15 protein-coding genes are annotated in these 18,985 nt (G+C 72.5%); 7 read left to right on the top strand and 8 right to left on the bottom strand.

Annotated features, from left to right (window positions below; translation table 11 throughout):
* Nucleotides 1-3: 3 nt before the first annotated feature.
* Complete coding sequence (locus QIS99_RS16275; RefSeq protein WP_282514091.1) at nt 4-192, bottom strand: ferredoxin; 189 nt, start codon at nt 190-192, stop codon at nt 4-6.
* 361 nt (nt 193-553) lie between these two features.
* Between QIS99_RS16275 and QIS99_RS16270 the strand changes: the two genes are divergently transcribed.
* The 3 genes from QIS99_RS16270 (at nt 554) to QIS99_RS16260 (ending at nt 4,289) form a co-directional block, all read left to right on the top strand.
* Entirely contained in the window at nt 554-1,948 is a 1,395-nt protein-coding gene (locus tag QIS99_RS16270) for a glutamine synthetase family protein (RefSeq protein WP_282514090.1), read from the top strand.
* Between the two features lie 169 nt (nt 1,949-2,117).
* The gene (locus tag QIS99_RS16265) at nt 2,118-3,410 is read left to right on the top strand and encodes a cytochrome P450 (RefSeq protein ID WP_282514089.1); all 1,293 of its coding nucleotides are present in this window, start codon (nt 2,118-2,120) and stop codon (nt 3,408-3,410) included.
* Nucleotides 3,411-3,542: 132 nt separating this feature from the next.
* Nucleotides 3,543-4,289, top strand: coding sequence for a class I SAM-dependent methyltransferase (locus QIS99_RS16260; RefSeq protein ID WP_282514088.1), 747 nt, complete (start codon nt 3,543-3,545; stop codon nt 4,287-4,289).
* A gap of 46 nt (nt 4,290-4,335) precedes the next feature.
* Here the strand turns inward: QIS99_RS16260 and QIS99_RS16255 are convergent, their stop codons facing one another.
* The 3 genes from QIS99_RS16255 to QIS99_RS16245 form a co-directional block, all read right to left on the bottom strand.
* On the bottom strand, nt 4,336-4,458 hold the full coding sequence (locus QIS99_RS16255; protein WP_282514087.1) for a hypothetical protein: 123 nt from the start codon (nt 4,456-4,458) through the stop codon (nt 4,336-4,338).
* 40 nt (nt 4,459-4,498) lie between these two features.
* On the bottom strand, nt 4,499-5,035 hold the full coding sequence (locus QIS99_RS16250; protein WP_282514190.1) for a hypothetical protein: 537 nt from the start codon (nt 5,033-5,035) through the stop codon (nt 4,499-4,501).
* A 145-nt stretch (nt 5,036-5,180) separates the two neighbouring features.
* Nucleotides 5,181-6,053: a GntR family transcriptional regulator gene (locus QIS99_RS16245; protein ID WP_282514086.1), complete on the bottom strand. Its 873-nt coding sequence runs from the start codon at nt 6,051-6,053 to the stop codon at nt 5,181-5,183.
* Between QIS99_RS16245 and QIS99_RS16240 the strand changes: the two genes are divergently transcribed.
* The 4 genes from QIS99_RS16240 to QIS99_RS16225 all read left to right on the top strand — a co-directional run bounded on the left by QIS99_RS16240 (nt 6,042) and on the right by QIS99_RS16225 (nt 13,110).
* On the top strand, nt 6,042-9,137 hold the full coding sequence (locus tag QIS99_RS16240; protein ID WP_282514085.1) for an AMP-binding protein: 3,096 nt from the start codon (nt 6,042-6,044) through the stop codon (nt 9,135-9,137). The two genes, QIS99_RS16245 and QIS99_RS16240, sit on opposite strands and share 12 nt — an antisense overlap.
* A gap of 501 nt (nt 9,138-9,638) precedes the next feature.
* Nucleotides 9,639-10,958, top strand: coding sequence for a uracil-xanthine permease family protein (locus QIS99_RS16235; RefSeq protein WP_408909570.1), 1,320 nt, complete (start codon nt 9,639-9,641; stop codon nt 10,956-10,958).
* On the top strand, nt 10,955-12,403 hold the full coding sequence (locus tag QIS99_RS16230; RefSeq protein ID WP_282514083.1) for an amidohydrolase family protein: 1,449 nt from the start codon (nt 10,955-10,957) through the stop codon (nt 12,401-12,403). The genes QIS99_RS16235 and QIS99_RS16230 overlap by 4 nt, the downstream gene beginning before the upstream one ends.
* A complete protein-coding gene (locus tag QIS99_RS16225) occupies nt 12,400-13,110 on the top strand; it encodes a sulfite exporter TauE/SafE family protein (protein WP_282514082.1) in 711 nt (236 codons plus the stop codon). Before QIS99_RS16230 ends, QIS99_RS16225 begins: the two co-directional genes overlap by 4 nt.
* A 13-nt stretch (nt 13,111-13,123) precedes the next feature.
* Here the strand turns inward: QIS99_RS16225 and QIS99_RS16220 are convergent, their stop codons facing one another.
* The 4 genes from QIS99_RS16220 to QIS99_RS16205 form a co-directional block, all read right to left on the bottom strand.
* Complete coding sequence (locus QIS99_RS16220; protein ID WP_282514081.1) at nt 13,124-14,173, bottom strand: LacI family DNA-binding transcriptional regulator; 1,050 nt, start codon at nt 14,171-14,173, stop codon at nt 13,124-13,126.
* Nucleotides 14,174-14,529: 356 nt separating this feature from the next.
* Nucleotides 14,530-15,909 carry an NAD-binding protein gene (locus QIS99_RS16215; RefSeq protein WP_282514080.1) on the bottom strand — a complete coding sequence of 460 codons (1,380 nt, stop codon included), beginning with the start codon at nt 15,907-15,909 and terminating at the stop codon, nt 14,530-14,532.
* Between the two features lie 346 nt (nt 15,910-16,255).
* The gene (locus QIS99_RS16210) at nt 16,256-17,731 is read right to left on the bottom strand and encodes an MFS transporter (RefSeq protein WP_282514079.1); all 1,476 of its coding nucleotides are present in this window, start codon (nt 17,729-17,731) and stop codon (nt 16,256-16,258) included.
* Between the two features lie 110 nt (nt 17,732-17,841).
* Nucleotides 17,842-18,846, bottom strand: a complete 1,005-nt coding sequence (locus tag QIS99_RS16205) for a 2-hydroxyacid dehydrogenase (protein WP_282514078.1) — start codon at nt 18,844-18,846, stop codon at nt 17,842-17,844.
* Between the last annotated feature and the right edge of the window lie 139 nt (nt 18,847-18,985).

Below are 18,985 nucleotides of genomic sequence, written 5' to 3'. Positions count from 1 at the left end.
CGCTCAGCCCTCGATCCGGATGGCCTGCAGGGGGCAGACGTCCGCGGCTTCCTCGACCTCGTCGCGCAGCGCGTCGTCGGGGTCGCCGACGTAGGCGAGACGACCGGCGTCGTCGAAGCTGAAGACATCGGGGGCGGCGAAGACGCACTGGCCGTGGTCCTGGCACTTGTTCATGTCGACGACGACCTTCATGGCCGTACCTCCGGGTACTGGGGCGTCGGGCAGGGAGAGGAAGAGCCGGGGCGGGCCGGGGCGTGCGGGGACGGGTCCGGCCGGCGTGGGCGGTGAGCACCGCCCGCTCTCGTTTGGTGTCAAACAACATAGGAACCCGCGGGACCCTGGTCAATAGCTATCCGGATGGATAAATTTCTGTTGCCGACCCCTTGCGGGCCGATGACTTCCGTCCCTACGGTTTGACGCCAAACGACGGATTCGGATGCGGCCCCGCGTTCCCCACGCGGTGCGTCGCCGCGTCCACCGTCCCCCCCCCCCCCCTTCCCCCAGTGCCTTTCGCGCCCTGGGAGGCGCCCCACTTCCCCTTGAGGAGACATCGGTGAGCGCATCCGAAACCCACCCCGCACACCGGCACATGGAGCGGCTCGCCGCCGAGGGCATCGACGTGGTCCGGGTGACCTATCCCGACCTCATCGGCAGCGACCGGGCCCGTGACGTCCTGCTCGGCCATCTGCCCTCGGCCTGCGACCACGGGCTCGCCTTCTGCCGCGCCGTCTACCACACGAGCCCGCAGGGCGACGTGGTCCCGGTCGCCGGCGGCCTGGACGCCGGGCTGCCCGACATCTGCGTACGCCCCGACCTCGACACGCTCACCGCGCTGCCGTGGGAGCCCGGCGTCGCGAGCTGCCTGGGCGACGTCACCGACCCGGCGACCGGCCGGCCCGCCCCCGAGTCGCCGCGGGACCTGCTCCGTACCGTCCTCGACCGGTGCGCGCAGCACGGCCTGCACCCGGTGATCGGCCCGGAGCTGGAGTACTTCCTCTGCGATCCCGCACCCGGCACCCCGACCGGCTGGCGGCGCTACGACGAGGCCGCCGGCGTCGTGTACACGGCGGGCCTGCGCGCCGACGGCGACAACCACCTGCTGCGCACCCTGCGCCAGCTGCGCGAGCTCGGCATCGGCGTGACCAACGGCAACCACGAGTTCGACGGCGGGCAGTTCGAGATCAACCTGACCCACACGGACGCCATGGACGCCGCCGACCGGTCCTTCCGCTTCAAGTCGGCGATCAAGGAACTCGCCCGTAAGGAGGGCAGGCTGGCCACGTTCATGGCCAAGCCGTTCAACGACGCGGGCGGTTCCGGTTTCCATCTGCACCTGTCGTGCCTCACGGACGCGGGAGACGGCACCGAGGAGGGCGGCAGTGCAGGTGGCGGCGGGGCGAACGCCTTCGACGACCCCTCGGCGCCGTACGGGCTCTCCGCCGCCGCCCGGCACGCCGTGGCCGGGGTGCTCGCGCACGCCCCGGCGCTCACGGCGCTCGCCAACCCGACGGTCAACTCGTTCAAGCGGTTCGGCCCGGACACCCTCGCCCCGTGGCTGGTCGACTGGGGCCTGGACAACCGCAGCGCCCTGGTCCGGATCCCGCCCGAGCGCGGCTCCGGGGCGCGCCTGGAGGTCCGGCTCGGGGACGCCAGCGCCAACCCGTACCTGATGATCGCCGGGACGATCGCCGCCGCGCTGCTCGGCGTGCTCGCCGGAGAGGAGCCGCCCGCCCCGCTGGAGGGCTACGGCTACGACACCGCCAGGTCCGCCCTGCTGCCCCAGAACCTGCCCGCCGCCCTGGACGCCCTGGAGGCGGACACCGCCCTCGCCGACGTCCTCGGCAAGGAGTTCACCGCCTCCTACCTGACGTACAAGCGCGACGAGGTGGCCCGCTTCCAACGGCACGTCACCGACTGGGAGTTCACGGAGTACGCCTTCCACCTGTGACGCCTGTGACGCCTGTGACGCCTGTACCGCCTGTACCGCCTGTACCGCCTGTGCCGCCTGTGCCGCCTGTGCCGCCTGTGCCGCCTGTGCCGCCTGTGCCGCCTGTGCCGCCTGTGCCGCCTGTGCCGCCTGCAACACCGTCACACCGAATCCGAAGAGAGATCGCCCTATGACCACGACCACCAGCCCCCTGACCGAAGCCGTCCGCGAACCCCTCCCCCTCGCCGATGTGGACCTCGCCGACCTGGACCGCTTCACCGACGGCGTGACGCCCTGGCGGATGTTCCACACCCTGCGGCACGAGGACCCGGTGCACTGGCAGGCGGAGGACGCGCCCAACTCCGGCTTCTGGTCGGTGACCCGGCACGCCGACATCGCCCGGGTCGACCGGGACGCGGAGACCTTCACGTCCACGAGGTTCGTGAACCTGGAGGAGGTCGACGAGGACCAGATCAAGAAGCGCGCCTCCATCCTGGAGCTGGACGGCGTCCGCCACCGGGCGCTGCGCAGCGTGCTGCAGCGGCAGTTCGGCGCGAGCGTGATCAACAGCTACGCGGACTTCCTGCGCGGCCTGACCGCCACCACTCTCGACACCGCCCTCGCCAAGGGCACCTTCGACTTCGTCAAGGAGGTGTCGGCGGACTTCCCCATCAACGTCCTGGCCCGCCTCCTGGACGTGCCGCCCGAGGACAACCAGCAGCTCATCGACTGGGGCAACCGCATCATCGGCAACACCGACCCGGACTACGCGGACGTGCTGCTGCACAGCGCGGAGAGCGAGCAGTACCGCGATCTGCCGTTCCGCTCCCCCGCCTCCCTCGAAGTCTTCGCGTACGGAAGGGAGTTGGCCCGGCAGCGGCGCGGCGGCAGCGGCACGGACCTGATCTCGCGGCTCGTCAACGAGACCCCGCGCGACGGGGTGCCGCTCTCCGCGCAGGACTTCGACAACTACTTCCTGCTCCTGGTCGTCGCCGGCAACGAGACGACGCGGCACACCATCACGCACTCGATGCTGGCGCTGCTCCAGCACCCCGAGCAGCTGGCCCGCCTGCGGGACGACCCGTCGCTGATCCCCACGGCGGTGGAGGAGTTCCTGCGCTGGGCCTCCCCCGTCTACCACTTCCGGCGGACCGCGACACGGGACGTCGAACTGGGCGGCAAGCAGGTCAAGGAGGGCGACAAGGTGGTGATGTGGTTCGCCTCCGGCAACCGGGACGAGGAGGTCTTCGGCAACCCGTACGACTTCGACGTCGCCCGGCAGGACAACGACCACGTCACGTTCGGCAAGGGCAGCCCGCACCTGTGCCTGGGCAATCTGCTGGCCCGTACCGAGATCCGCATCATGTTCGAGGAGTTGATCCCGCGCCTGGCGGACATCCGCCTCGCGGGACCGGTGCCGCGGGTGCGCTCCAACTTCGTCAACGGCATCAAGGAGCTGCCGGTGGAGGTCACACGCGTCTGAAAACGCTGGTTGGGTGATACGAGGGAGACCTGGCCGGTTCTTCGTGTCATCTGCCAGTACGGCCTGTCGGCCCCGGCGCAGCAGACTCGGTCGCGCGTACTCGTACCGAACGACCCACAGGAGGGGCGGCGCATGACCGTGCAGCATCAGTACGACGGGATCGGCGAGGCATTCGAGGGGTTCAAGTCCCTGCCGTTGATGCGGTACGGGGAGGTGCCGAGCTTTCTCGGGATGGTCGGGGACGTGACCGGCAAGTCGGTGCTCGACCTGGCGTGCGGCACCGGCTTCTACAGCAGGGAGTTCAAGCGGCGCGGTGCCACGGACGTGTTCGGTGTGGACATCTCCGTCGAGATGATCGCCGCCGCGCGGGAATTCGAGGAGCGTGACCCGCTGGGTGTGCGGTACGAGGTCGGGGATGTCGCCGAACTGCGGCCCCTGGAGCGGAAGTTCGATGTCGCCCTGGGGGTGCAGTGCCTCAACTACGCCGGGAACATCGCGGAGATGGAGCGGATGTGCCGCACCGTTCACCGCAGTCTGGTGCCGGGCGGCGAGTTCTTCGTGCTGTGCCAGCAGCCCGACTACCGGTTCGACGGTCCGCCCCTGGACAAGTACGGGTTCCGGTGCGAGCGGGCCGAAGGGGAGCTGGAGACCGGCCCGCGCTCGCAGGTCACCGCACTCCTGGAGCCGGAGCCGATCACGATCCGGGTCGCCACTCCGCGCCGGGAGGTGTACGAGCAGTGCCTGAAGGCGGCCGGGTTCGGTGCGGTGGAGTGGGTTCCGCTGCAGATCTCCGAGGCGGGGATCCGGGAGTACGGCCAGGAGTTCTGGGCCCAGTTGCTGACGAACCCGCCGCTTGCGATGTTCCGCTGCCGGGCCTGAACGGGCGCGGTCGCCTGACCGGCCACGGTCGCCTGAACCGGCGCGGTCACCTGAAGGCCACGGTCTCCTGACCGGCCACGGTCTCCTGACCGGCCACGGTCTCCTGACCGGCCACGGTCTCCTGACCGGCCACGGTCTCCTGACCGGCCACGGTCTCCTGACCGGCCACGGTCTCCTGACCGGCCGTGGCCGCCCGCCCGCCGGGTCGGTCAGTCCCCCTCGACCGCGCTCAGGGCCTCGCTGATCAGGCGGGTGGCGAAGTCGGGGTCGTCGGTGACGCGGTTGATGTGCTCCGCGAGCAGGAACGCCGTGGCCTCCAGGGGGTTCATCTCCTCCTTCGTCCAGTAGCCGTACTGCTTGCGCCACAGGCTCGGGCTCAGGCCCGTGCCCGCGGCGATGAGCAGTCCGGCCATGGTCGGGACGGCCTCCGGGCGGACGCTCTTGGGCATCATGCGCAGGGAGGCCACGATGTTGGGCACGACGCCGCCGATGACGTCCTCGTCGTGCTCCTCGTACACCCGGCACAGCCACTGCATGTACATGTAGATGAGCGTGCAGGCGCCGTCCAGGAGGTCGTCCGCTCCCGTGGGGCCGAGGGACGCGGCGAACTGCGCGGCCAGGACCTCCTGTTCGGTGCCGGTCCCGGCACTGCCCGCGTGGATGGCCTTGAGGCGGGAGTCGATCAGCATCAGGGCCGTGCCCACGTCGCCGGCGGGGGCGTCCCCGGGGTCGCAGGGCGAGGGCATGGGCGAAGGCACGGAATTCCTCCTCATGGAACGGCAGTTGGCAACGCGGCGTGTACGTACGACTACATCTCCGCACAGTAGACCGCCGAGGAGACGCGCGTACGGCGAATGCAGCCGATTCAGCCGATTCAGCCGATTCACCGGACTACCGGCCACCGGCCCCCTGACCTGCCGCCTCCGTCGGCCCCGTCGGCCCCGTCGGCTCCGCCTTCGCCGGCCCCGCTTCCCGCACCTGGTTCCAGGCACGGACGAGGTGGCTGAACTCCTTGACCTGCACCAGCACATGGTCGCGGGCCGCGTTCTCCGCGGCGTCCCCGTCGCCGTCCGTGACGGCCACGGCGATCCGCCGGTGCTCGGCGAGGGAGCGCCGCATCCGGTCCGGCACACGGAGCTGCAGCCGCCGGTAGGGCTGCAGGGCGCGCTGGAGCGCGTGCGCCTGCTGCCGCAGGTACGCGTTGCCGCAGGCCCCGTAGATCGTGTCGTGGAAGCGGGCGTTGGCGTAGTAGTAGCGGTCCGCGTCACCGGCGCTCGCGTGCGTCTCGCACTCGACGAGGGCACCCTCAAGCTCGGCGAGGTCCCGGCGCTCGATGCGGCTCGCGGCGAGCCGGGCCGCCATCCCTTCGAGCTCCGCCATCACCTCGAAGCGCTCGGCGAGTTCGGCGACGCTCAGCTCCGTCACGTAGGTGCCCTGTTTGGGGCGGATCTGTACGAGTCCCGAGCGCTGCAGGGCCTGCAGGGCCTCGCGGACCGGGGTGCGGGAGCAGCCGAACTCCCGCTCCAGCTCGGCCGGGTCGAGGCGTTCGCCGGGGCGGTAGCGGCCGTCGACGACGGCGTTCTCCAGCGCGTCCCGCACGCGCTGTGATTCCGGGACTCTGGCCATGGGCACCTCCGGGGCGATGTTCTCCGGGTTCTCCGGGTTCTCCGGAACGACGTTATATACATCAGTGGGTTCGATGTATACCTTAGACGCGTTGCTGTCCGTACGCCGTACCGCGAAGGGAACCGGATGGAACGCCACGACAGCTGGCTGCTGACCGATCTGTTCCGGGCGCTCGGGAGTCCGGACCGCGCCACCCGGTCCACCGCGGAGGCCGCGCCCGGAACCCCGCTCGACCAGCTCCTGGCCGCCTGCGAGGTCCTGATGAGCGACGTCGGCGAGGCCTCCCTGCGCGCGGTCGCGGGCCGGGCCCTGGCCGCGTACGCGGCACTCGACGACGCGGCCAAGGCGGCGTTCTTCACGCACGTCACGCGGACCTACGACGTCGACGCCGACCGGGTCCGCGCCGCGTTCCGCCGCTGGGAGTCCGCCCGGGACTCCGGGGCGCGCGGCGAGCTGGAGCTGGTGCGGCTCTTCGACGTGGTGGAGCCGGCCCGCCAGCAGCTGCTGCGCCGGATGAACCACGCGCCGGACGCCACGCTCGCCCTGGTCGGGATGCGTGCCGACCTGCGCAGGCTGCTGCCGGGCCGGCCGGAGCTGCGCGCCCTCGACCACGACTTCCACCATCTGCTCACCTCCTGGTTCAACCGGGGCTTCCTGCGCATGGCCGAGGTCACCTGGGACGCGCCCGCCGAGCTGCACGACCGTCTGGTACGGGGCGAGCGGGTCCACCCGATGGCGGGCCTCGACGAGCTGCGCCGCCGGGTGCAGCCGGCCGACCGGCGGGTGTACGCGTTCTTCCACCCGGCGACCGGCGACGTACCGCTGATCTTCGTGGAGGTCGCCCTGGTCCGCGGACTCCCGGACCGCATCGCCCCGCTCCTTGACCCCGGCCCCGCGCTCGACCCGCGGGACGCGGACACGGCGGCGCTGTACTCCATCAACAACGCGCTCGACGGCCTCGCCGGGGTCTCCTTCGGCAGCTTCCTGATCAAGCAGGTGATCGAGGACGTGGGCGAGCAGCTGCCGCATCTGACGCGGTTCGCGACGCTCTCGCCCGTGCCCGGGTTCCGCGGCTGGCTCGCCGCGCAGTCGGGGCGCGAGCCCGGACTCCGTTCGCTGGCCGCCGAGTTGGCCGAGGTGGACGGCGTGGCGGAGCTCGGCCCGGCGGAGGTCGAGCGGCTGCGCCCCCGGCTGCTGCGCGCCGTCGCCCGGTACGTCACGGTCGAGCGGCGGGACGACGGGCGGCCGCTCGACCCGGTCGCCCGCTTCCACCTGGGCAACGGCGCGGCGGCCTGGCAGCTGAACTGGCCGGCCAACCATGCGGCCGAGGCCTGGGAGCAGTCGTACGGCGTGATGATCAACTACCGCTACGAACCCGGGGAGTTGGAGCGCCGCCACGAGGACTACGTCCGCCGCCGCACCGTGGCGCTCGGCGGACCGCTGCGCGCGGCGGCTGCCGACGCTGACACCGCCCCGGCGCGCGCGTGCGAGTACGAGAGCCGGAACAAGAACCAGAACGAGAACCAGCACGACCACGAGCACGACCACGAGCACGACCACGAGCACGAGCACGAGCACGAGCACGAGCACGAGAAGGGAACACCCGCGATGCCACCCGTCACCACCGTCTACCAGTCCTTCGCCGAGCAGGTCCGCCTGCGGCCCGGCAAGGCACTCTTCGAGCTGCCCGACGGTCGGAGCGTCACGTATGCGGAGACCGAGGAGACCGTGCGGCGCATCGCGGCCCGGCTGGTCGCGGACGGTGTCACCCCCGGCGACCGGGTGGCGATGCAGGTGGAGAAGTCCCCCGAGGCCGTCGCGCTGTACCTGGCGACGCTGCGGGTCGGCGGGGTGTTCCTGCCGCTCAACACCGCGTACACGGACACGGAGACGGCGTACTTCATCGGCGACGCCCGGCCCCGCGTGCTCGTCCGCTCTCCCGAGCGCGCGGCCGACGGGGTGCTCGGTGAGGGCGACGGGTGCGTCGTGGAAACCCTCGGCGTGTCCGGCGACGGCACGCTCCTCGCTGGCGACACCCGCCCCACCGACGGATCGAACGCGTCCCATGGGCAAGACAAGCCCGGCCCGCCCGGCGCGCCCGGCGCGCCCGACGCACCCGGCGCTCCCGAGGTGTTCAAAGCCTCCGCCGACGACCCGGCCGCGATCCTCTACACCTCCGGCACCACCGGGCGCTCCAAGGGCGCGGTGCTCTCGCACGGCAACCTGGCCTCCAACTGCCGTGCCCTGCTGGAGGCTTGGCGGTTCACGGCCGACGACCGGCTGATCCACGCCCTGCCGATCTTCCACATCCACGGGCTGTTCGTCGCCGCCAACATGACCCTGACCGCCGGGGCCTCGATGTCCTTCCTGTCCAGGTTCGATGCCGACGCGATCGTGCGGCTGCTGCCCCGGGCCACGGTGCTGATGGGCGTACCGACCTTCTACACGCGGCTGTTGCAGCACGACGGCCTGACCGCGGAGTCCTGCGCGTCGATGCGGCTGTTCGTGTCCGGCTCGGCCCCGCTGCTTGCCGCCGACCACCAGGCGTTCGAGGCCCGCACCGGCCACGCCATCCTGGAGCGGTACGGCATGACCGAGACCGGCATGAACACCACCAACCCGTACGAGGGCGGCCCCCGCAAGCCCGGCACCGTGGGCCGGCCGCTGCCCGGCACCGAGGTCCGGGTGGTGGACGAGAAGACCGGCCTGGCCCTGCCGGACGGCGAGGTCGGCGGCATCGAGGTGCGCGGCCCCAACGTGTTCACCGGCTACTGGCAGCTGCCCGAGAAGACCGCCTCCGAGTTCCGCGCGGACGGCTTCTTCATCACCGGCGACCTGGGCCGGATCGACGAGGACGGCTATCTGTGCATCGTCGGGCGCGGCAAGGACATGGTGATCTCCGGCGGCTACAACATCTACCCCAAGGAGATCGAGGAGCTCCTCGACGCCCACCCCGACGTCCTCGAATCCGCCGTGATCGGTGTGCCGCACCCGGACTTCGGGGAGACGGTGGTGGCCGTCGTCGTCCCGGCCCCGGGCGCGCGACCGCGCCCCGACGCGCTGCTCGCCTCGGTCGCCGACGACCTCGCCCGCTTCAAACACCCCCGCGCCGTCCGCGTCGTGGACGCACTGCCGCGCAACGTCATGGGCAAGGTCCAGAAGGCGGAACTCCGGGCTCGGTATGCGGGGTTGTTCGCAGGCGAGGGGGCGGAGCAACCGTAGGCACCCCGGGCTGTGACTGTTACTCCGCCCGCCTACGGAGCGTACGCAAGGCCGTGCAGCGGAGGGGGCAGGCGGCGCCCCCTCCACCCGGCCCACCCGGCCCACCCGGCCGCGGAGCCTGAGCACCCCCCGGACTCCACGCGACGCTCCATCCCGCACTCCCCTTGACGCTCCACTGCCCTTGACGCTCCCCCACCCCCCTCCCATACTGGCAGCCAAATCGATTTGGCCAAATCGATTTGGCTCTCCGTCCAGGGCCGGATCGCGGCTGAAGAACCCGAGCGTGCCGTAGCCCCCGAACGGAGCCCGAACGTGTTCAGTCCCCGCCAGCGTCGGCCCGGACCCGCGGAAGCACCCGAGTCCGGACCAGCGACGTCGACCACCTCCGCCCTCGACCCCACCTCCGCCCCCGACCCCAGCTCCACCTCCGCACCTGATCCCCACCCCAGCCCCAGCCCCAGCCCGGCCGCCCCCAGCCCGGAGAAGCACGCCCCTCACCCCGTGGACGAGTCCCGGCCCTTCGGGCGGATCCTGCTGTTCGGGATTCAGCATGTGCTCGTCATGGCGGCCACGCCCATCTCGGCGATCTTCCTGATGAGCGCCACGCTCCGCCTGGACGCCGGGCTCACCGTCGATCTGCTCTCCGCGGCCTTCGTGCTGTCCGGCGTCGGGTCGCTGATCCAGTCGCTCGGGCCGTGGAAGTTCGGGCCGCGGCTGCCGTTCGTGATGCTGCCGGGCGGGGCGCCGCTCATCCTGTTCCTCGCGATCGCCGAGCAGCACGGGCTGCGCACCGCCACCGGCGCGGTCGTCCTGACGGCGCTGTTCTGCTTCGTGGTCCTGCCCGTGTTCTCGCGGCTGCTCAAGTTCTTCCCCGCCCTGGTCATCGGCACGATGATCGTGATCGTCGGGGTGAATCTGGTAAAGGTGGGCGCGGTCCTCGTCACCGGGCGCCCCGGCACGCCCGGCTTCGCCGATCCCGGCAACCTCGGGCTCGGCCTGGCGACCATCGGTTTCACCGTCGCGTTCTACCTCCTGTTCTCCGGTGTCGTACGCCAACTCGCGGTGATGCTGGGCCTGTTGGCCGGTACCGCGCTCGCGGCCGCGGTCGGTGCCGTCGACTTCGGGCAGGCGGGCGGCGGCGGTCTGGTGAACCTGCCGCAGCTGATGCCGTTCGGCTCGCCGCAGTTCAACCTTGTCGCCGCGCTGCCGCTGATGCTCTACAGCCTGGCCTCCATGGCCGAGGCCACCGGCCAGACCGTGATCAACGCCGAGGCCGTCGGCAAGAAGATCGACCGGCGCACCGACGTGCCGAAGACGGTCAGGGGCGACGCGCTGACCAGCCTCTTCGGCGGGTTCTTCGGCCTCCCGCTGATCGTCACCAGCGGCGAGAACATCGGTATCGTCCGCGTCACGGGCGTACGCAGCCGCTTCGTCACCGCCGCGGCCGGCGCGGTGCTCATCGTCATCGGGTTCCTGGCGCCGGTGACGCACGCCATCAGCGTGATCCCGTCCGCGGTCGTGGGCGGCACCGCCATGGTCGTGTTCGCCGTGATCACCGTGCTCGGCATCCAGATGCTCGGCCGCAGCGACCTCGACCGGCACACCTCGACGTTCATCTGCGCCGTCGCGCTCGCCCTCGGCCTGCTGCCGATCCTCGTGCCCGGCGTGTACGGGGGCTTCCCGCCGAACGTCCGCATCCTCCTGGAGAGCGGCGTCGCCGTCGGCGCGTTCACCGCGGCCGTCCTCAACGTCCTGTTCCACCACGTCAGGCCGGGCATCGCCGCCCGCCTGTCGACCGTACGCACAGAAAGCGACCGATGAACCACCCCGACCGGCATTCCCTCTCCGCCCCCGACCGAAGTGCCCTCTCCGCCCCCGGCCCGCTCCTGATCGTCCCCGGCGCGGTGCTGCTGCCCGAGGGTCCCGTCGACGGCCTGGCGGTCCTCGTGGACGACGGCCGCTTCCAAGCCGTCGGCCCCGCCGAGGAGTTGGCTCGTACGCACCCGCAGCTCCAGGCCGTACGACTGCCGGGGCACCTGCTGATGCCCGGGTTCGTGGACGCGCACCACCACCTCACGCAGAGCTTCGGCTCCGCGCTCGCCTTCGGGGAGCCCTCGGAGATCTTCCGCCGGGTCTGGGTGCCCCTGGAAGGCGCGCTCGACGAGGAATCGGCCTATACGGCGGCCAAGTTGGCGGCGTACGAGGCGTTGCGCGGCGGGTTCACGACCGTCGCGGACGCCGGTACGCGGGCCGATGTGGACGTGGAGGTCGTCGCCTCGGCCGCGCGGGACGCCGGCGTGCGGTGCGTGCTCGGCCTGGTGTGCAACGACGCGGACAGCCCGGGCGGGCCCGTCCTCGACGGCGCCGGGAAGCATCTCGCGCGCTACGCCGACGACCGGCTCGTGCACGCCTCCCTGGCCGTCTCCATCCCGGAGGCCGCCACCGAGGCGACCCTGCGGGGCACGGCACGGCTGGCCAGGGAGGCCGGGGCGGTCGTGCAGATCCATGTCAACGAGCACCTCGCGGGCGTGGAGCGCTCCCTCGTACGGCACGGCCTGCGCCCGCTGGAGTATCTGCACAGCATCGGCGTGCTCGGGCCTCAACTCCTCGGCGCGCACGCCACGTTGCTGACGCCGCGCGAGCTGACGCTGCTCGCCGACACCGGCACGGCGATCAGCTACAACCCCGTCGCCAGCGCCTGGAAGGGCAACGCCGTGGCGCCCGCCACCGCCATGGCCGAGCGCGGCATCCGCTTCGGCCTCGGCACGGACGGCACGCGCGGCGACGGCTTCCGGCTCGCGGAGGCCGCCGAGTTCGCGCAGCGCCTCGCGTACGGGCTGACCACCGGCGACTCCTCGTGCGGCGCGGGCTGGACATGGCTGGAGCAGGCGAGCCGGGGCGGTGCCGACGCGGTCGGCCTGGGCGCGGTGACGGGCACGGTCGCCGCGGGGCTTGCGGCCGACTTCCTGCTCGTCGACGTGGAGACGCCGGAGCTGGCGTTCTCCTGGGACCTGCCGTGGGAGCTGGTGCGACGCGGCAACCGGGACCAGATCAGCGCCGTGTTCGTCGACGGCCGGCTGCGGATGTGGCACGGCCGGCCCACGGACTGGGACGGTCCCGCACTGGTGCGGCGGGCCGCGGAGCTGGCGCGGGCGGCCGTGGGCCGCGCGGAGATCACCCGGGCGCATCCGCCGTCCATGGCGGCGCGGGAGGTGGTCCGTGCGCGGGAGGCCGCCCGCGTACGAGAGCGGGGTACGGCACAGTGAGCGTCATGACGTTGGCGGTGCTCGCCGTCACGGTCGCGGTCGCCGCGTTCGTCCAGGGCAGCAGCGGTCTCGGCTTCGCGCTGATCGTGGCGCCGGTGGCCGGGATCGTGGACCCCGCTCTGGTACCGGTCTTCGTGCTCGCCTCGATGATCCCGCTCAACCTGTACGTCGCGTGGCGTGAGCGGGCCTCGCTCGATCTGCGCGGCGCGGGCTGGATCACGGGTGCGCGGCTCGCGGCGACCCCGGCCGGGCTTGCGCTGCTGTGGCTGATCCCGGAGCGCAGCCTGGGCCTGTTCGTGGGCGTCGCGACGGTGCTTGCGGCGGTGGCGAGCCTGGCCGCGCCCTCGTTCACGCCGGGCAAGGGTGCGTACCTCGGTGCGGGTGCGGTGACCGGGCTCACGGAGACGGCGACCGGGGTGGGCGGTCCGCCGCTGGCCCTGGTGTATCAGCACCGGCCGCCGGCCGAACTGCGTTCGACGGTGGCCGCGTGCTTCCTCGTGGGGGAAGTGGCGTCCCTGGTGCTGCTGTTCGCGACGGGCAGGGCGCAGGTCGCGGAGCTCGGCGACGCGGTGCTGCTGCTGCCGGCGATCGCGCTCGGCGCGTGGCTGAGCCGCCTGGTGCACCACCGCCTGGACGCGCGCCGGATGCGGTTGTTCGTGCTGGTCTTCGCGCTGGTGTCGGGGGTGGTGCTGATGCTGGGCGTGTGAGGGCGGGGCCGCCTCAGCCTCTCTGCGGCGTGCTGCGGACCGACGACTGCCGGGCGATCAGGCGGGGCTCGGGCGCCGCCGTCCTCGCCTCGGCGGCGCCGGTGTCGCCGCGCAGCCGCCCGAGGAGGAGCTCCACCGCGTCGGCCGCGACCTTGTCCAGGTGCAGGTCGACGGCGGTCAGGGGCGGTTCGCAGGTGCGGGCGCGGAGCCCGTCGTAGCGGGTGACGACCATGACGTCGTCGGGCACCCGGCGCCCGCTGTCCGTGACGGCCCGGACGGCGCCCACCGCGAAGGCGTCCACGAGGGCGCAGACCGCGTCGATGCCGGGGTGTTCGGCGAGCAGCGCGGCGCACTGCTCGTAGCCCGCCTGCTCGCCGCCGGACTCCGGGACCTTGGCCACGATCGGCTCCCAGCCGTGCTCGGCGGAGCTGCGCCCGTACGCGGCGAGCGCGTCGACGGTCGAGTGCCGGGAGCCTGCGCCGACCATCAACGCCGGTCGCCGGGCGCCCTGTTCGTGCAGGTGGGCCAGGAGCAGCTCGGCGACGAGCCCGCCGTGCAGGTCGACGTACGGGGCGTCCTCGTCGGGTGCCACCGGCCGCCCGAGCGCCACGTACGGCAGGCCGCGCTCGCGCAGTTGGGCGGCGGCGGCGTCCTGCACGTCGGGTTCGACGACGATGGCGCCGTCGATGTCCACGGAGTACAGCGCGGAGCCGGACTGCACCGGCGGTACGAGGACGAGGGCGTAGTCGTGCAGCAGCGCGCTCTCCGCGGCGGCGGCCGCGACCTCCATGTAGAACCCGAGCCGCGAGGGCCCGCCGGCGACCGCGAACGGCATGGACGAGGCGAGCGCGATGGCCTTCGCCTGCCCCCTCCGCAGCCGCTGCGCACGCAGGTTGGGCCGGTAGCCGAGCTCGGCCGCGACCTGCTTGATCCGCTCCCGCGTCCGGGGGTCGACCTTGCCGAGGTCGTTGAGCGCGTGCGACACGGTCGTACGCGAGACCCCGGCGACCCGCGCGACGTCGGCGATCGTCGGCGGCCTCGGGGTGGAGCCGGAACTGGCCATCTGCGCGCGTGCTCCTCGCTGCTGGGGCGGGCGGACGCGTCCATCTTCGCCGATGGGAGTGGCGGGCGTGCGGGCCGGTGCGGTTTCGGCGGTGCTTTGGGGCGCGGCGGGGGCCGCGGGCCTCCGCTACTGCGGCCGTTCGCCCACCTGGTCCGGGTCGCGCACGCCGAACCGCTGCTGCGCCGGCTGCACCCCTGGACCGTCTCCCACCCCACTGCGGCCCCGCCTTCCGGGGGTACTCCGGAGGAACTGGCCGCCACCGAGCGGGAGTTGGGGCGGCACGGGCGACTCGGGGGCGGTGCGGGGCGGGGCAGGGTAGGAAGACGCGTCGGCTGCGCAACGCCTGGACCCCGTGCTCAGGGTGCGTTCCACGTGGCCAGGTCCAGTACGCGGTCGTCCGCGAACAGCGCGCACGTGCGGCCGTCCGCCACGAACACGCTGCGCAGCTCCGCGTCCAGGACCGTTGCCGCGACGAACGTGCTGACGATCAGCGGGAAGTCGCACACCGCGCCGATGCGGAACAGCGACTGCGACTCCGTCGTGACCGCGTCGCCGCCCGCGCGCAGCACGATGCGCTGATCGCCCGCCACCGCGCGCGTGGCGACGGCGACGGCGATGTTCTCCAGGCCGTCCGAGGCGACCGCGGCCAGCGCGCGGGCGCGTCGTACGGAGAGACGTTCCAGGAGGAACCGGTCGCCGCCGCGGCCGATGACGACGGGGATGTCGAGGGAGCGGGCCAGCGGCAGGCACGCGGCCTGACGGTTGCGTTCGACGGCGACGACCTTCACGCCGAGGTCCCGCAGCCGCGCCGAGAGCCGAAGCCCGACCTGGCCGAGGCCGACGACGATGACGTGGTTGCGGCGCGGGATGGAGCGGGCGCCGAGAATGCTGGTCATGCGGTGGCCGGTGAACCGGTCGACGACGCCCGCGGTGAACACGGCCGCCAGGGCCAGGACGCCGATCATCGAGGCCGCGGAGAACACCTTGTACCAGCCGGGCCCGTGCTCGGCGGCGTGCGAGGAGCCGATCGTGGTGAGCGTACGGGCCGCGTTCCAGACGGCCTCGGTCCAGTGCTCGTGCAGGACGAGGACGCCGAGCGCCACGTCCACTGAGAACGCGAGCAGCAGCGCGAGCAGGCTCGCTACCAGCGCCTTCGCGGAGGTGCCGAGGGAGCGGAACCAGGTGCCGAGCGGGCTGCGCCGGTGCGGCTCGGGCGCGGTGGCCAGCGCGCGGCGCGGCAGGTGCTCGACGTTGGTGGTGACGCCCTCCCGCCGTACGCCCACCAGGTCGTCGCCGACGGGCTGCAGCATCGCGTACTGCGGGGCGAGGCAGTTCGCGAGGAGGCTGGGCAGGATCGCGTCGGTCATGCTCAGCGCCGTGCAGTTGGGGACGGTACGGGAGACCTCCTCGGCGACCGTACGGTCGAAGATCGTCACGACCAGGCGGACGCCGGGCTTGAGGTGTTCGGCGAGGAGGGCGTAGCGCAGGGCGACCATGTCGTCGCGGGACACGATGGCGACGCTGTCGACGGGGCCGCTCAGCTGCCGTCGCAGGGCGTCGTCGTCGGGGCGCGGCAGGCGGTGCGCGGTGCTGCCCCAGCGTTCGATGCAGGCCGCGGCGGAGCGGCCCAGGGTCTCGTCGTCCTCGATGATCACGACGTTGCGGCCGGTGGCGGGGACGTGCGAACGCGGTTCGCCGCGCCGGTCCCGGGCGGCTCTGGTTATCTGCGGGCTCAAGCTGTCGGCCTCTCTACGACATCGGGGGCCGAGGGGGAGATCCCCGGCGCCCCTTGCTCCGGAAGGCGCGGCAGTGCCTGGTCGAGGCTGGCGCATACGCTTCGGCGCCGCCCGGTTCGGTCCGGGTGTGCGCGCGCCCCGGTCGCTCGCGCTCACGGGGTGAGGAGCGCGGCCGGGGCGTGGTGAAGCGGGATTTTACTGGCGGGATTCTTTCTGACGGGTTTCTTTCTAGCAGCAGGCCAGGGGGCTCCGATTCGTCGGCGTGTACAAAAACGGGCGGCCGACTACGTGCATCTGTCGAATGCGCGCAGCCGGCCCGGTGCCGTACGAGGGGGGTGCCCCGGGGTCAGGCCTTGGTGCGGGTCTCGGAGGTGCTGGTTCCGGACGTACCGGTCCCGGAGGTGCGGGTCCCGGAGGTGCGGGTCCCGGAGGTGCGGGTCCCGGCGCCGGACGGCTGGGCCGGGACGGCGTCGGCGCCCGGCCGGAGCGAGGGGAGGGCTGCCGTACTGTCGGTGGCGTCCCGCGGGTCGGTCAGGTCACGGTCGAGGGTCTCCGGGGACCGGACCGCGGCCCAGGTGCTGATCGCGGCGACGAGCATCATGTAGGCGGCGATCGGGATCCACGAGCCGCCGAACGCGGTCTGCAGGGCGGCCGCGACGAGCGGGGCGATACCGCCGCCGAGCACGGCGGAGATCTCGCGGCCCATCGTGACACCGGCGTAGCGGTAGCGGCTGCCGAAGAGCTCCGGGAAGTAGCTGGTCTGCACGCCGACCGCACCGTACGCCGGAAGCACGAAGCCCAGGCAGATGACGAGCGTGATGGCCAGGGCGGAGCCGGTGTTGAGGGCGAGGAAGGCGGGCACGGGCAGCACCACGAGGCTGGCCATGATCGTCGCGTACACGGGCCGGCGGCCGACCCGGTCGGACAGGGCCCCGAAGCCGAACGCCGCGGCGGATCCGCAGAGCGCCCCGAGCAGCAGGGCCTTGGGCGGGAAGTCCTCGGCGACGCCGACCGTGGTGATCAGGTAGGACGCCATGAAGACCTGGAAGGTGTACGACTGGGCGTTGGAGCCGACGTTCATGAGGATGACCAGGAGCAGCGGCTTGCGCCCGCGCGTGAAGACCTCCTTGACGGGGGCCGGCGGATCCTCCCGTTCCTCCTTGATCTCCTCGAAGACGGGGCTCTCCCGGAGCTTGCGCCGCAGGACGAGCGCGGTGACCGTGACGAGCAGGCTGCTGGCGAAGACCAGGCGCCAGCCCCAGCTCATCAGCGCGTCGTGCGGCAGGAGCTGGACGAGGATCCAGGCGACGGCCCCGAGCGCGGTGCCGAGCGCCGCCCCGGACATGACGAGCGAGGCGGTGCGGCCGCGCCGTCCGGGCCGTGCCGTCTCCGTCAGCAGGGTGGCGCCGCCGGACTGCTCCGCTCCGGCGCCGAGGCCCTGGGCCATGCGGCACAGGAGCAGCAGTACGGGGGCGAGGAGGCCGACGTGCTCGTACGTGGGCAGGAATCCGATGGCCAGCGTCGAGCCGCCCATCAGGAGCAGCGTCATCACCAGGACCCACTTGCGGCCGAGGCGGTCGCCGTAGCGGGAGAAGAACAGCCCGCCGAGGGGGCGCGCGGCGAAGCCGACGGCGTACGTGGAGAAGCTGGCGAGGATGCCGACGGCGGGCGAGACGTTGGGGAAGAACAGCTTGCTGAACACCAGGGCCGACGCGGTGCCGTAGATGACGAAGTCGTACTGCTCCAGAGCGGTGCCGATGAATCCGGCCCAGGCGGCTCTGCGCGGCGAAGGGGCCTTGCCGGATGGAGAGTTGGAGGTCACGGGCCACACTTCCTCGGGTGGGTGACGGGGATGTCGGGGGGAATGCCGGGGGATGCCGGGGTGATGCCGGGGTGATGCCGGGGTGATGGGCGGGGATGCCGGGGGGTGGGTCAGGCGGGGGTGACCGTGACCACGCGCTGGAGCTGCTCGCCCGCGGCGAGGCGGCGGATGTTGGCCGCGATGTCGTCCGCACGACGCTGGAAGGTCTGCCGGGTGAGGGCGGAGGAGTGCGGGGTCATCAGGACGTTGTCCAGCGCGTGGAACGGGTGCGCGGCGGGGGCGCCGTGGTGGCCGGCGGCCGGGTACTGGTACCAGACGTCGATCGCGGCGGCGCCGATGGTCCGCTCGCGCAGCGCGTCGTGGAGGGCGTGCTGGTCGACGACGGGGCCGCGGCCGACGTTGACGAGGACGGCGGTCGGCTTCATCCGGGCCAGTGCGGCGGCGCCGATGAGGCCGGTGGTCGCCGGGGTGTGCGGGGCGGAGACGACGACGGTGTCCGACTCCGCGAGGAGCGCGGGGAGCCGGGTGTCGGTGCGGCCCGCCCAGGCCAGGCCCTCGGCGGCGGCGTCCGTCGAGCCGCTGCCGGTCACGGCGATGCCGCGGGTGCCGAACGCGGCGAAGCGCTGCCAGGCGGTGCGCCCGATGTGCCCGAAGCCGACGAAGCCGACGGTGGACCCGGCCAGGGAGTCCCGCCAGGCGGCGGTGGGGTCGTAGGCGGGGCTGTCCCAGGTGTCGCGGCGCAGGGCGGCGTCCTGGGCGAGGAAGCCGCGGTGCAGCAGGACGGCGGAGGCGACGGCGTACTCGGCGATGGACTCCTCGTGGTGGTGCGTGTTGGCGACGACCGTGCCGGGCGGCAGGGCGGCGACGTCGATCCGGTCGGTGCCCGCACCCGCGGCGTGCACCAGGCGCAGCCGCTTGCCCGCGGTGGCGATCGGGGCGGGGCACTGCCCGGAGACCAGCACGTCGGCGTCGGCGACGGCGGCCTCGACGGCGGCGGGGTCGCGGGGGTCGGGCCAGTCGGTGACGGTCCCCTCGGGGAGTTGCGCTTCGAGACGTTCGCGCTGGGGCTTGATGCTGGCGTCGGCCATGACGACGCGCAGGGCACGAGTGTTCACGGGTAAGGCCCTTCTGAGCGGGGCTTGCGGGATGTTGCCGAGGGTTGCCGAGCTTGCCGGGGACGTCCGGCGGCGGCTGGTGGTGGCGGCGGTGACCGACGATGACCGACGGTGACCGGCCGTGACCAGCCGTGGCTGG

Origin of the sequence: Streptomyces solicavernae, from assembly GCF_029968095.1 — a bacterium.
GTDB lineage: Bacteria > Actinomycetota > Actinomycetes > Streptomycetales > Streptomycetaceae > Streptomyces > Streptomyces solicavernae.
This window is presented reverse-complemented; position numbering and strand designations above follow the sequence as displayed.

Excerpts from the sequence above, each read along its gene's own strand:
- QIS99_RS16250 (WP_282514190.1), bottom strand. The coding sequence starts at position 5,035 with ATGCCCTCGCCCTGCGACCCCGGGGACGCCCCCGCCGGCGACGTGGGC.
- QIS99_RS16260 (WP_282514088.1), top strand. The coding sequence starts at position 3,543 with ATGACCGTGCAGCATCAGTACGACGGGATCGGCGAGGCATTCGAGGGG.
- QIS99_RS16265 (WP_282514089.1), top strand. The coding sequence starts at position 2,118 with ATGACCACGACCACCAGCCCCCTGACCGAAGCCGTCCGCGAACCCCTC.
- QIS99_RS16240 (WP_282514085.1), top strand. The coding sequence starts at position 6,042 with ATGGAACGCCACGACAGCTGGCTGCTGACCGATCTGTTCCGGGCGCTC.
- QIS99_RS16275 (WP_282514091.1), bottom strand. The coding sequence starts at position 192 with ATGAAGGTCGTCGTCGACATGAACAAGTGCCAGGACCACGGCCAGTGC.
- QIS99_RS16220 (WP_282514081.1), bottom strand. The coding sequence starts at position 14,173 with ATGGCCAGTTCCGGCTCCACCCCGAGGCCGCCGACGATCGCCGACGTC.
- QIS99_RS16230 (WP_282514083.1), top strand. The coding sequence starts at position 10,955 with ATGAACCACCCCGACCGGCATTCCCTCTCCGCCCCCGACCGAAGTGCC.